Origin of the sequence: Streptomyces pristinaespiralis, assembly GCF_001278075.1 — a bacterium.
In the GTDB taxonomy this organism is placed as follows: domain Bacteria; phylum Actinomycetota; class Actinomycetes; order Streptomycetales; family Streptomycetaceae; genus Streptomyces; species Streptomyces pristinaespiralis.
In genome coordinates this window covers 4,979,558-4,992,129 of sequence record NZ_CP011340.1, presented here as the reverse complement: position 1 = coordinate 4,992,129, position 12,572 = coordinate 4,979,558, and the positions used below count along the sequence as shown (strand labels likewise).

The window sequence follows — 12,572 nt, the reverse complement described above, 5'->3', positions numbered from 1 at the left end:
GTCCGGGTGAGCATGACCAACGTCAATCTCGACGACGACGTGCTGGCGGAGGCCATGCGTCTGATGGGGACGACGACCAAGAAGGACACGATCAACGGCGCTTTGCTGGACTACGTCCACCGCCTCAAACGGCTGGAAGCCATGCAGGATCTTGCCGAGCGCGCGGAGAGCGGCGAGTTCGACGAGGCCATCAAGGCGTACGAAGCCCGGAAGCGAGCTTGGAGGGGCGAGTGAACCACCGGTTCCTCATCGATACGTCCGCCCTGTGGGAGTTGCTGCGCATACCGGAGGCACGGGCAGCATGGGCGCCGTTCGTCGAGTCCGGCCTCGTGCTGATCTGCGAACCCACCAAAGCTGAGTTTCTCCACTCGGCGACCGGTCCTGCCCACCGGGACGACCTCGAGACAAGGCTCCACGACATGTTCCCGGCCGCCCGGGTCCCTGGTGGTGCATGGTCATGGGTCGACACTGCGCAGTACAAGCTCACTCAGAAAGGGCAGCATCGCAGCGCCGGCCCGCTGGACCTGCTGCTGTGTGCAACGGCGGTCCACCACGGTCTGGTCGTGCTGCATCGCGACAACGACTTCGTGTCCGTCGCGCGCGTCGTCGACGAGGTCGAAGTACGGGACGTGCGTGATCCGTACACCGTCTGACGGCCTCGCCCAAAGCCGTTACAGATACTGCGCGTACTCGTCCAGCGCCCGCAGGACCTCCGGCTCGTCCCCCGGCGGGAGTTGGAGGACGACCTCCTCCACCCCCAGCTCCGCGTAGTGCGCCAGCTTCCCCGCGGAGGGCCGGACCGCGTACGGGACGACCTGGAGGGTCTTCGGGTCGCGGCCCGCCGACTCCCAGGCGGCACGCAGCCGGGGCATCGTCTCCGTGAGGCCCCGGCCGCCGATCGGGAGCCAGCCGTCCGCGTACTGCGTGATGTGGGAGAAGAGCTTCGGGCCCGCCGCGCCGCCGACCAGGACGCGGGGAGCGCCGCCGGCCGGCTTGGGGAAGGCCGACGAGGGGCGTACGGAGGCGAACTCGCCCTTGTACGGCGTGGGTTCCGGCGCCCACAGCGCCCGCATCAGCCGCATCCGGTCCAGCGTGAGTTCGCGGCGCGTCGACCATTCGACCCCGTGGTCCGCCGCTTCCTCCTTGTTCCAGCCGAAGCCGACGCCCAGTGTGAAGCGGCCGCCGGAGACATGGTCCAGGGTCGCGATCTGCTTGGCCAGGTCGATCGGATCGTGCTGCGCGACCAGGGTGATGCCGGTGCCGAGCGTCAGTGTCGACGTCACCGCCGCCGCCTGGGCGAGCGCCACGAACGGGTCGAGCGTGCGGCCGTACTCGCGGGGCAGCTCACCGCCCGCGGGGTAGCCCGTGGTCCGCTCCACCGGAATGTGGGTGTGCTCGGGGACGTAGAGGCCGGCGAAGCCCCGCCGCTCCAGCTCCCGGGCCAGCCGCACCGGGCTGATCGTCTCGTCGGTGAGGAAGATCGTGGTCGAGATCCGCATGCTTTCAACGTATGCCGTCCGAGGCGGTTCGTCTCCAGTCATGACCGCGTCGTCCGCCGCACCTCTTCCCTTGGCCGCCCGTTAACGGCTCAATACCAGGGTGGTGAACTGCTGGTGTTTGGCTTCGTATGAGTGAGTTCTGCCGTGTACGGGTGAGTTGTTGTGGGCTGTGGTGTGTGAGGGCTCGCGGGGCGGATGGGGGTTCGTTTGTCGAATGGGTGACCTCTGCGGGGGCTTGTCGTTGGGGGTGGTGGCGGGTGTGTGTGGTCCGGTGCGGAGGGGGTGATCACTGTGGGGGGTCTACGGGAGTTGGTGGCGCCGTTCGTGGTCACCGGACCTTCGGGTGTGGCGGTCCGTGACCGGCTGAAGGGCCTCACTCCGGAGGATGAGGAGGTGCTGCGGCTGGTGGGTGCGCATCTCGGCGCGCTGGCCTCGCGGGACTTGAAGGCCCGCTGCGCTGACGGTCTGGAGCACTCCGCCGAGTCGTGGGCGGCCCGGAAGCGTGGCTTGACGGGGGTGTCGTCGTCGAGGTGGGCGGGGTCGATCACGAAGGCCACGCACGATCAGTGGGCGCTCGCCCGGCGCGGGCAGGCCGCGCACATCCAGGGCCTCGAAGCCGGGATCAGGACGATCGCTCACCGGCTGTCGCTGCCGGTCGGACAGAAAGGCACCCGGCGGGTCCCGGGCGGCTACCGCTCCGCGCACGAGTGGTTCCACAAAACCCGGCGCCTGCGGGTGCTGGAGGACCGGCTCGAGCGGGCACGAGCCGACCGTGCGGCCGGTGTCGTGCGTGTGGTGCGCGGCGGCCGACGTCTGACCCGTACCCGGCATCACCTTGCCGATGCGGGGCTGACCGCAGCCCAGTGGCGCCGGCGGTGGGAGGCCGAGCGCTGGTTCCTCCAGGCGGATGGTGAGTCGGGGAAAAGGTTCGGCAACGAGACGATCCGCATCACCCCCGAAGGCGACGTCAGCATCAAGCTCCCGGCCCCGCTGGCGCATCTGGCGAACGCTGCGCACGGCCGGTACGTACTCGCCACGAAGGTCTCCTTCGCGCACCGGGGCTCTGAGTGGGCGGACCGGGTGGCAGCGCACCGGGCGGTGGCCTACCGCATCCACCACGACACCGGGCGCGGCCGCTGGTATGTGACCGCGTCCTGGCAGATCCCACCCACCCCTACCGTTCCGCTCGAAGCCGCCCTCGCCCACGGCGTGATCGGGGTGGACACCAACGCCGACCACCTCGCCGCCTGGCGCCTGGACACCCACGGCAACCCGTGCGGCGATCCCCGCCGCTTCTTCTACACCCTGACCGGCAGCGCCCCACACCGCGACGCCCAAGTACGGCACGCCCTTACCCGACTCCTGCACTGGGCCCACTCCTGCGGCGTGAAGGCGATCGCGGTCGAGGACCTCGACTTCCAGGCCGAGAAAACCAGGGAGAAGCACGGCCGCAGGCGAAGGTTCCGGCAGCTGATCTCCGGCATGCCCACGGGCAAACTTCGTGCCCGGCTGACCTCCATGGCCGACGCCACCGGCATCACGATCATCGCCGTCGACCCCGCCTACACATCCAAATGGGGCGCCCAGCACTGGCAGAAGCCCCTCACCAGCACCACCCGCAAGATCAGCCGGCACGATGCCGCGAGCATCGCGATCGGCAGACGCGCCCAAGGGCACCCGATCCGGCGACGGACGACACCGCCCCCGCACGACCAGAGCGATCGTGCGGGGCATCGGACCGTCCAGGCCGACCGGCGTTCCCCTGGGCGCGAGGAACCCCGCCCCCGCATCCCCGGACCACGCACACGATGCGTGCCACCGGACGCGGAACGAAAGCGGGCAACCAGGACACCCACCACCGCTCGGGGTGCCCGCAGCAACCAGGAATGGGTCCAAGACTCACTCCTGCTCACTGAATAGGAACGGTTCACATCGGTTCGGCTGCGTCACTGAAGCCTTTCGACACCCTGGGGAGTCCGACGGCATGTGCAACGAGGAAGAACACGCGGGACACACGATGGCACGGCGCGGGCTGCTCGTCTCCGGAGCGGCCGCCGCCCTTACGTTGGGGACCGTGAGATTCGCGAGCGCCGCGCCGCGCGACGGTGAGCGGCGGACCGAGGTCGTGCGCGGCACCTTGCCGCCCGGCTCCCCCGACTACGTCTACCTGCCGGTCGAAGTGCCGCGCGGGGTGCGGGAGATCCACGTCTCGTACGCGTACGAGAAGCCGGCCGTCCCCGGCGGGACGCAGGGCAACGCCCTCGACATCGGGATCTTCGACGAGCGCGGCACCGGCCTCGGCGGCAAGGGTTTCCGGGGCTGGTCGGGCGGCGCCCGCAAGGAGTTCTTCATCCGCGCGGACGAGGCGACGCCCGGCTACGTCCCGGGCCCGGTCCGCCCCGGCACCTGGCACATCGCGCTGGGCCCGTACACGGTCGCGCCGCAGGGCCTCCCGTACGAGGTGACCGTCACGCTGACGTACGGCGAGCCGGCTCCGGCGCCGGAGACGGTCCATCCGCCCGAGCGGGCCAAGGGCCGCGGGCGTGCCTGGTACCGCGGCGACTGCCACATCCACTCCTGGTACTCGGACGGCAGGCGCACCCCCGCCGAGATCGCCGCCCTGGCCCGTGCCGCCGGGCTGGACTTCATCAACTCGTCCGAGCACAACACCCACTCCGCGCACGCCCACTGGGCGGCGGAGGCCGGGGACGATCTGCTGATCCTGCTCGGGGAGGAGGTCACGACCCGCAACGGGCACGTGGTGGCGATCGGCACCGACCCCGGCACGTTCGTCGACTGGCGCTACCGCGCCCGCGACAACCGCTTCGGGCACTACGCCCGCGAGATCCGCCGGGCCGGCGGACTGGTGGTCCCCGCCCATCCGCACGCCACCTGCATCGGCTGCAACTGGAAGTTCGGCTTCGGGGAGGCCGACGCGGTGGAGGTCTGGAACGGGCCCTACACGCCCGACGACGAGGTCTCCCTCGCCGACTGGGACAGCACGCTCGCGCTCGCGGCCCGCAACGGCGGGCGCTGGACCCCCGCCATGGGCAGCAGCGACGCGCACCGCGACCCCGATCCGGTCGGCACACCGCAGACCGTCGTCCTCGCCGACGACCTGACCCGCGAGGCGATCCTCGACGGGATCAGGGCGGGGCGCAGTTACGTCGCGGAGTCCAAGGACGTCTCCCTCGCCTTCTCCGCGGCCGGCGGGCGCGGCCGGCACGCCGGTATCGGCGAGCGGCTCCGCGTGGACGACGGCGATCCCGTGACGGTACGGCTGGAGGTGGAGGGCGCGCCCGGCTGCACGGTGCGGTTCGTCACCGATCAGGGCGTGCTGCACTCGGCGGCGCTCCCGCCGGAGGGGTCCGGCGCGGTGGAGTGGCGCACGACCGCGCGGTACGCCACGTACGTTCGCGCCGAAGTGCGTCACGCGCCCGTGACGCCGCCGCTGCCGGGGCCGCTCGCCGCGTTCACCAACCCTGTTTTCCTGGGTGGTTGAGGCTCGAGGACCTGCGAAGTGATGTCCGGGCCGCCGGCGGTGCGGGCGGCCCGGCGTCCGACCCTATCGGCCCTTCCCGCCCATCGGAAAATGGCGGCCGGGGTGCGGCCCCGGGCCCTACCCTCCAGGCATGGGATCACTTGTCCGCCACATCACGATCGACTGCTCCGACGCCTACCGCCTCGCGACCTTCTGGGCGGCGGTGCTGGATGCCAAGGTCTCCGACGAGGACGCGCCCGGCGATCCGGAGGCGCTGGTCGAGTCGGCGAACGGCGCGCTGCTGTTCGTCACCGTGCCCGAGAAGAAGAGCGTGAAGAACCGCGTCCACCTGGACATCGTGCCGGCGGAAGGCACCCGCGACGAGGAGGTGGAGCGTCTGCTGGCGCTCGGGGCGACGCTCGTGGGCGACCATCGCGTGCCCGACGGGAGGGGCTGGGTGACGCTGGCGGACCCGGAGGGCAACGAATTCTGCGTCGAGCGCGGCGCCGCCGAACGCACGGGCTGACGACCGGGACCGGTCACCGCCTGCGCAGTGCCCCGACGTAGACGCCGAGCAGGATGAGCGGTGCCCCCAGGAGCAGGCTCGCCGTCAGGGGTTCGTCGTCGAGCCACGCCGAGAGCAGGATGGTGACGAGGGGGAAGACGACGAAGACGTACGCGGCTCTCGACGGACCCCAGGCTCTGACCAGCATCAGGTAGAGCACGAAGACGGCCACCGAGCCCGCCAGGACGACATACGCCACGGCCCACCACGTCGCCGCCCGCTCGGGGAGGATCCACGCGTCGCCGGCGGCGCGGGAGCCGGCGAAGAGGAGGACCGCGGCGCCGGTCATACCGACCGCGTTCATCGTGACCGGGTGGACCTTCGGCAGGCGGTGGACCAGGACCGTCGCCTCCGCGAAGGAGAGCACCGCGCCGAGTACCGCGAGGAACGAGAGCAGTGGGACGGAGCCCTGCAGCGGGTTCCGGGACACCACGGCGACGCCCGCGACGGCGAGTACCGTCCCCACGGCGGCCCGCAGCCGGAACGTCTCCTGGTGCTGGGCGACGGAGAGCAGCAGCGCGGCGAGCGGCACCAGCGCGAGGATCGTCTGGCCGAGACCGGCGTGGATGCGGACGAGGGCGTAGTAGGCCAGGGCGAACGTGACGCCGAAGTTGAGCACACCGAACAGCAGCGCGCCGGCCAGTGCCCGTCCGCGTGGCCAGCGGAGCCGCATGACAGCCATGACGAGGAGCAGGACCGCGGCCGCGGCCCCGAAGCGCAGGGCGGCGCCCCACAGCGGATCCAGCTCGCGGTTGCTGAAGCGGACGCCGACGGCGTTGCCTCCGGCGAGGAGACAGCAGACGGCGAACGTGGCCGGAGCGGCTCCGCTGTCCGAGGGTGCGCGCATGACCGCACCGTAGGACGGGCACGGCGGAAGTGGGGCGCCGACACTCCATCCGGTACCCCCGGGGCTACCGCCCGTCCTTGCCCGCCGGGAAGAGCGGGGTCCAGGGCAGCGCCGTGCGCCAGGTGTCGCCGTCGCGCATCCAGTCGCCGATGATCCTGGCCACCGGCTCGGGCCCGATGACGTCCCCCTGCCACGGCACGTGGGCCTCGAAGTGCAGATGGTCGCCGCCCTCGCGGTACTCGACCTGGTAGCTGAAGTCGTCGTTCAGATACACCTGCATGAAGTGCTGGTCGGCCGGCTCCCTGTCGGTCCGCTCGACGATCACGAACCGGTGGGACAGGTTCATGTCGGCGAGCAGGTCGTGGACGGCCACCTCCGACGGATCGTCGAGGGACCTCCCGCCCGCTTCGGTGGCTCGGATCAGCGGCTCGGTCATACGGGTGACTGTAGGGCCCGGGTCGGACAGCGGGGCCGGCCGGGCTGCCCCGCTGTCGAGACCGGGCCCTGAAGCACCGGTCCGGGCCGGTGTTTCAGGGCCCGGACAGCCGGAAGCCGGGCCTCGGCGCGCGACGCGCACCGGGGCCCGGCAGAGGGTCGTTCAGTCGGCCAGTTCCAGCGCCGGCGTCTCCTTGGTGAGGACCTCGCCGCGGAAGAACGCCGGGCTGCGGCGCTGCATGAGGAGCATCAGGAAGAAGCCGAGGACCAGCAGGCCGACCCCGATGACGAAGACCGAGCCCATGCCGAGGACGGAGGATCCGGAGCCGTAGGCCGGGTCCCACATGTCGTAGAGGGTCTTGCCGAAGACCGCCGTGAGCATCAGGCCGCCGACGCCGGGGAGGATGCCCTTGACCAGCAGGTTGCCGGTCGAGCGGGTCAGTTCCTTGCGGAAGAACCAGACGCAGGCGAAGGCCGTGATCGAGTAGTAGAAGCAGATCATCAGGCCGAGCGCGTAGATCGTGTCGACGAGGACGTTCTCGCTGACGAGGCTCATCACCGTGTAGAAGACGCCGGTGGCGACGCCCGCGGCGACCGTGGCGAGCCCCGGGGTCTTGAAGCGGGGGTGGACCTTGGCGAAGGCCGGCGGCATGGCGTCGTACGCGCTCATCGCGAGGGCGGTGCGGGCGACCGGGATGAAGGTGGTCTGCAGGCTGGCCGCGGCGGATGCGAGGACCGCGACGAAGAGCAGGATGCCGAGACCGGAACCCATGATCGGGTCGGCCAGCACGGCGAACACGTTGTCGGAGGTGTCCGGGTTGCCGAGGCCGGTGCCCTTCTCGCCGATGCCGGCGTACATCTGCACGGCGATGGCCACCATCAGGTACGAGGCGACGATGACCACCATGGCGAGCATGGCGGAGCGGCCCGGGGTGCGGGCGCTGCCGACGCTCTCCTCGTTGATGGACAGGCAGGCGTCCCAGCCCCAGTAGATGAAGATCGAGAGGGAGAGCCCGGCGGTGAAGGCGGAGAAGGACTCGATGCCGAACGGGTTCATCCAGGACAGGGAGAAGTCCAGGGAGCCGGCGACCTCGCCGGACTTGGCGATCGCCATGGCCGCGAAGATCACGATGACGGTGAGCTGGAGGCCGACCAGGGCGTACTGGACCCACTTGGTCGCGGTGATGCCCCGGTAGCTGATCGCCGTCGCGACGGCGATGAAGCCGAGTGTGGTGAGGATGTGGACGGCCTTGTTGCCGTCGAGGGCGGCGACGTCGGCGCTGCCCGTGATCTCTCCGGCGGTGAGCCAGAAGAAGGACGTGGCCACGCCCGCGAGGTTGGACAGGACCACGACGGTGGCCACCAGCAGTCCCCAGCCGCACATCCAGCCGATCTTGGGACCGAAGGCCTTCACCGACCAGGTGAAGGAGGTGCCGCAGTCGGGGACCGCCTTGTTCAGCTCCCGGTACGCGAAAGCGACGAGCAGCATCGGCAGGAAGCCGGCCAGGAAGATGGCGGGCATCTGGAGCCCGACCTCGCCGACGGTCGGTCCGAGTGTCGAGGTCAGGCAGTAGACGGGGGCAACCGTCGAGACGCCGATGACAGCTCCACCCATGAGGCCGACGGAGTTCCCGCCCAGGCCCTTGGTGCGGACACCCCCGTCGGGGGCGCTCCGTACCGTGTCTCCGGCCTGTGGCCGCGCATCCAGCTGAGTCATGGGGAGGACGTTAAGTGCTGCGGTTTCCACATCCGGATGATCGAAGTCCGGATTCCCCGAGATCTTCGGCGCTCGATTCCAAGGTCAGGACGCACACTTGCCGGGCATTCGAAAGACATGCCAGCGTTACCAGTGGTACATCACAAGGCCGCCGGCCCACTCTTCCGAGATGCGAGAACCGCAGGGGCGACCGTTTTGTCCGGTTTCAAAATTTCCCGTGCCTTTTTCCGGCCCCGCCACGGGCCAATGACGGCAAGGGTTTTCAGCCACCCGCCGCACGCCCTCAGCCCGGCCACACCACCGACTGGAGCTCGCTGTACGCATACAGCGCGTACGAACCGACGTCCCGGCCCACCCCGCTCCGCTTGAAGCCGCCGAACGGCGCCTCCATGTTCCGGCCGACGGTGTTCACCCCCACCCCGCCCGCCCGCAGCCGGCCCGCCACGCGGAAGGCCCGGGCCACGTCGTCCGACCAGACGTAGTCGATCAGGCCGTACTCGCCGTCGTCGGCGAGCGCGACGCCCTCCTCCTCGTCGTCGAAGGGGATCACGACCACCACCGGCCCGAAGATCTCCTCCCGCACGACACGCATGTCCTTCGTGCAGTCGGCGAAGAGCGTCGGGGCCACGTAGAAGCCCTTGTCGAAGGCCGGCCGCCCGCCGCCCGCCACGAGCCGCGCCCCCTCCTTCCTGCCCAGCTCCACATACGCCTCCACCCGGTCGCGGTGCGCCGCCGAGATGACCGGTCCGACGACCGTGGCCGGATCGCGCGGGTCGCCCACGCGCAGGGCACGCGCCAGGCCTGCCAGCTTGTCGACCAGCTGCTCGTACACGCCGCGCTGCGCGATCACCCGCGTCGGCGCCGTACAGATCTGACCGCTGTAGAAGGAGAACGTCGTGCCGATCCCGCGCACGGCGGAGCCGATGTCCGCGTCGTCGAAGACGAGGGCCGCCCCCTTGCCGCCCAGCTCCATCAGCTGGCGCTTCATCCCCCGGCCGCACACCTCGGCGATGCGCTGCCCGACCGCCGTGGAGCCGGTGAAACTGACCATGTCGACGTCCTCGCTGTCGACGGCCGCCTCGCCGACGGCCGGCGCCGAACCGGTGACCACGTTCACCGTGCCGGGCGGGGCGCCCGCCTCCTCGAGGGCCGCCGCCATCCGGTAGACGGACAGCGGATCCTGCGGAGCGGGTTTCACCACGACCGTGTTGCCCATGGCGAGCGCCGGCGCGACCTTGCCGGCCGGGTTCGCCCACGGGTTGTTGTACGAGGTGATGCAGGTGACCACGCCGACCGGCCGGCGTACGGCGACGGCGCCGAGCACGCCGCCCCTGCCCATCGGGCCCGCGGCGCTGATCTGCGGAGGCAGGGCCCGCTCGACCGGCTCCAGCGCGCCCTTGGCGTACCGGGCGAACCGCGCCGCCGCCACGGCCACCTGCATCCCGCGGGCCGTGGCCGTCGTCGCGCCGCTCTCCGCACGGGCGATTTCCGTGTGCGCCTCACGGTCGCGCACGACCAGGGCGGCCGCCCGGTCCAGGATCGCGGCGCGCTCCTCGGGCCCCGTACGGGACCAGGAGGAGAAGGCCTCGCGGGCGGCGGCGGCCGCGGCGTGGACCTGGGCGCGGCTCGCCTCCGGCGCGAGGCCGACGACCTCCTCCGTCGCCGGGTCGATCACCTCGTAGTGACCGTCGTCCGGCTCGACCCACTCGCCGCCGATGAACAGCCGCTGCCCGGCCCCTCCCGGTGCGCTCACCGGGTCGACACCGTCCTCGTGTCACGGCCGGACCGGAGCACCTTGCCCGGTACGGCGCCGGTGACCTCGTCGTCCCGTATCGTCTCGACGCCGTTGACCCGCACGGACACGATCCCGACCGCCTTGGCGTCCAGGCGCGGGCTGTCGCCGGGCAGATCGTGCACGAGCGTCGCCGGGCCGGCGTCGATGCGTTGCGGGTCGAAGAGCACGAGGTCCGCGTGATGACCCTCGACGACGCGGCCCCGGTCGCGCAGACCGAAGAGACGCGCCGGGTCGTCGGTCAGCATCCTCACCGCCTCCTCCAGCCCCAGCAGCTTCCGGCCCCGCAGGCAGTCCCCGAGGAAGCGGGTCGTGTACGGGGCGCCGCACATCCGGTCCAGGTGCGCGCCGGCGTCCGAACCGCCCAGCAGCACGTCCTCGTGCTGCCAGGTCTCCGCGCGCAGGGCCCACGAGTCGGGGTCGTTGTCGCTGGGCATGGGCCACAGGACCGTACGCAGATCGTCGTTGGCGCAGATCTCGACCAGACACTGGAAGGGGTCCTGGCCGCGTTCCGCGGCGATGTCCCGGACGACGCGGCCGGTGAGGCCCTCGTTCTCACGGGTGTACGTGTCCCCGATGACGTACCGGCCGAAGTGGGCCAGCCGGCGGAAGACGCCGGCCTCCGGGGAGTCCGCCCGGCTCAGCATCCGGGCGCGGACGGCCGGGTCACGCAGTTTCGCGATGCGCTGCGGGACCGGGAGGGCAAGGATCTCGCCCCAGCCGGGGATCAGGTTCAGGGCGCAGAACGTTCCGAGCGACATGTTCATCGGCGTCAGGATCGGCATGGTCAGCGCGACGACGCGGCCGCCGGCCTTGCGGGCCCGCTCGGACGGGACCAGCTGACGGGGGACGCGGTCGGGTACGGAGGCGTCGATGGTGAGGACGTTCCAGTTGAGCGGCCTTCCCGCGGCGGCGCTCATCTCCACGAGCAGGTCGATCTCCTCGTCCCCGAACCGGTCGAGACACCCGGCGACGATCGCCTCGAGCTGGGTGCCCTCGTGCTCCCCCACCGCCCGGGACAGGGCGAGCAGTTCGTGCGGCAGGGCGTGCCGGGACGCGACCGGCCTGCCGTCACCGTCGGAGTGGGTCGACGACTGGGTGGTGGACAGACCCCACGCACCGGCCTCCATCGCGTCGTGGAGCAGGGCCACCATCTCCTGGAGCTGCGCCGGGGTCGGCTGCCCGCCGATCGCGTCCGGGCCCATCACGTGCCGGCGGAGCGCGCAGTGGCCCACCATGAAACCGGCGTTGACCGCGGTGCGGCCCTCGAGGGCGTCCAGGTACTCGCCGAACGTGTGCCAGTTCCAGGGGGCGCCCTGCTCGAGCGCGACGAGGGACATCCCCTCGACCTTGGACATCATCCGCCGCGTGTAGTCGGCGTCCTCCGGGCGGTCGGAGTTGAGCGGTGCGAGCGTGAAACCGCAGTTGCCGCCGGCGACGGTCGTGACGCCGTGGTTGAGGGACGGGGTGGCGTACGGGTCCCAGAACAACTGGGCGTCGTAGTGGGTGTGCGGGTCGACGAAGCCGGGGGCGAGGACGAGGCCGGTGGCGTCCTCGACGGTCCTCGCGGGCCGCGTGCCGCCGGTGCCGGTGCCGGGCTCCGTGATGACGGCTATCCGGCCGTCGTCGCCGATGCCGACGTCGGCGCGGTACGCGGGGGCGCCGGTGCCGTCGACGACGGTCGCGTTGCGGATGAGGTGGGCGAGCATGGCGTCCCCTTCTGCACGGGGTCCTGGACGGATGGACTGTGAGGTGTGGCCCGGCCGGGGGCACGGCGGCCGGCCGCGGCCGCGCGAGCCGTCCCGACCGGGCCGCGACGGGCGACGGTCCGGGAAGACGCCGCCCGTGCGTGGGGGGGGTGGAGGGTTGGGGGGTGGCCGCTGCGCGGGGCCGTTCCCCACCCCGCCCCTTCCCGAACCGGGGCAAGCCCCGGACCCCGTGCCGCCCTGCGGGCGGCGTACCGCGCTCCGCGCGGTGCCCTCAAGCGCCGGGCGGGCTGGATTTCGCTGCGCGAAATCAGCCGCGCCGGGGGCACCTCCCACGGCGGCCAGGCCGTAGGGGGAGATTGAGGCGCGGGGGTCCGGTGGGGGTCCCCCCACGCCGCGAGGCGTAGGGGAGGAGCCCCCGAACACCGCGCGGAGCGCGATGCGGGTCCGCGCGGAGCGCGATGCGGGTCCGCGCGGAGCCCGGTGCGGTTCCGCGTGGAGCCCGGTGTGGGTTCCGCGTGGAGCGCCGT

Annotated in this window: 11 protein-coding genes; 5 read left to right on the top strand and 6 right to left on the bottom strand. The window is 71.4% G+C overall.

All coding sequences use genetic code 11. From position 1 onward, the window contains the following. Positions 1-6: 6 nt before the first annotated feature. Together SPRI_RS21275 and SPRI_RS21270 are read left to right on the top strand one after the other, a co-directional pair. Entirely contained in the window at positions 7-234 is a 228-nt protein-coding gene (locus SPRI_RS21275; protein WP_037776669.1) for a type II toxin-antitoxin system VapB family antitoxin, read from the top strand. Beyond that, positions 231-653 (top strand): PIN domain-containing protein, encoded by a 423-nt coding sequence (locus SPRI_RS21270; protein ID WP_005316270.1) that lies wholly within the window; start codon positions 231-233, stop codon positions 651-653. The genes SPRI_RS21275 and SPRI_RS21270 overlap by 4 nt, the downstream gene beginning before the upstream one ends. Before the next feature lie 18 nt (positions 654-671). Here SPRI_RS21270 and SPRI_RS21265 read toward each other — a convergent pair whose 3' ends face one another. After that, a complete protein-coding gene (locus SPRI_RS21265) occupies positions 672-1,499 on the bottom strand; it encodes an LLM class F420-dependent oxidoreductase (protein WP_037774417.1) in 828 nt (275 codons plus the stop codon). A 291-nt stretch (positions 1,500-1,790) separates the two neighbouring features. Between SPRI_RS21265 and SPRI_RS21260 the strand changes: the two genes are divergently transcribed. The 3 genes from SPRI_RS21260 to SPRI_RS21250 all read left to right on the top strand — a co-directional run bounded on the left by SPRI_RS21260 (position 1,791) and on the right by SPRI_RS21250 (position 5,506). Then, positions 1,791-3,419 carry an IS200/IS605 family element transposase accessory protein TnpB gene (locus SPRI_RS21260; protein ID WP_053557182.1) on the top strand — a complete coding sequence of 543 codons (1,629 nt, stop codon included), beginning with the start codon at positions 1,791-1,793 and terminating at the stop codon, positions 3,417-3,419. Positions 3,420-3,483: 64 nt separating this feature from the next. After that, positions 3,484-5,001, top strand: coding sequence for a CehA/McbA family metallohydrolase (locus tag SPRI_RS21255; protein WP_005316261.1), 1,518 nt, complete (start codon positions 3,484-3,486; stop codon positions 4,999-5,001). A 130-nt stretch (positions 5,002-5,131) separates the two neighbouring features. Then, positions 5,132-5,506, top strand: a complete 375-nt coding sequence (locus SPRI_RS21250; protein ID WP_005316259.1) for a VOC family protein — start codon at positions 5,132-5,134, stop codon at positions 5,504-5,506. Between the two features lie 13 nt (positions 5,507-5,519). Here SPRI_RS21250 and SPRI_RS21245 read toward each other — a convergent pair whose 3' ends face one another. The 5 genes from SPRI_RS21245 to SPRI_RS21225 all read right to left on the bottom strand — a co-directional run bounded on the left by SPRI_RS21245 (position 5,520) and on the right by SPRI_RS21225 (position 12,045). Continuing rightward, positions 5,520-6,392, bottom strand: a complete 873-nt coding sequence (locus SPRI_RS21245; protein WP_005316257.1) for a DMT family transporter — start codon at positions 6,390-6,392, stop codon at positions 5,520-5,522. Between the two features lie 64 nt (positions 6,393-6,456). Then, positions 6,457-6,828, bottom strand: a complete 372-nt coding sequence (locus SPRI_RS21240; protein WP_037774416.1) for a hypothetical protein — start codon at positions 6,826-6,828, stop codon at positions 6,457-6,459. 162 nt (positions 6,829-6,990) lie between these two features. Next, positions 6,991-8,544 (bottom strand): APC family permease, encoded by a 1,554-nt coding sequence (locus tag SPRI_RS21235; protein WP_005316253.1) that lies wholly within the window; start codon positions 8,542-8,544, stop codon positions 6,991-6,993. 283 nt (positions 8,545-8,827) lie between these two features. After that, positions 8,828-10,297 carry an aldehyde dehydrogenase family protein gene (locus SPRI_RS21230; RefSeq protein ID WP_005316250.1) on the bottom strand — a complete coding sequence of 490 codons (1,470 nt, stop codon included), beginning with the start codon at positions 10,295-10,297 and terminating at the stop codon, positions 8,828-8,830. Next, positions 10,294-12,045, bottom strand: a complete 1,752-nt coding sequence (locus SPRI_RS21225) for an N-acyl-D-amino-acid deacylase family protein (protein ID WP_005316247.1) — start codon at positions 12,043-12,045, stop codon at positions 10,294-10,296. Before SPRI_RS21225 ends, SPRI_RS21230 begins: the two co-directional genes overlap by 4 nt. Between the last annotated feature and the right edge of the window lie 527 nt (positions 12,046-12,572).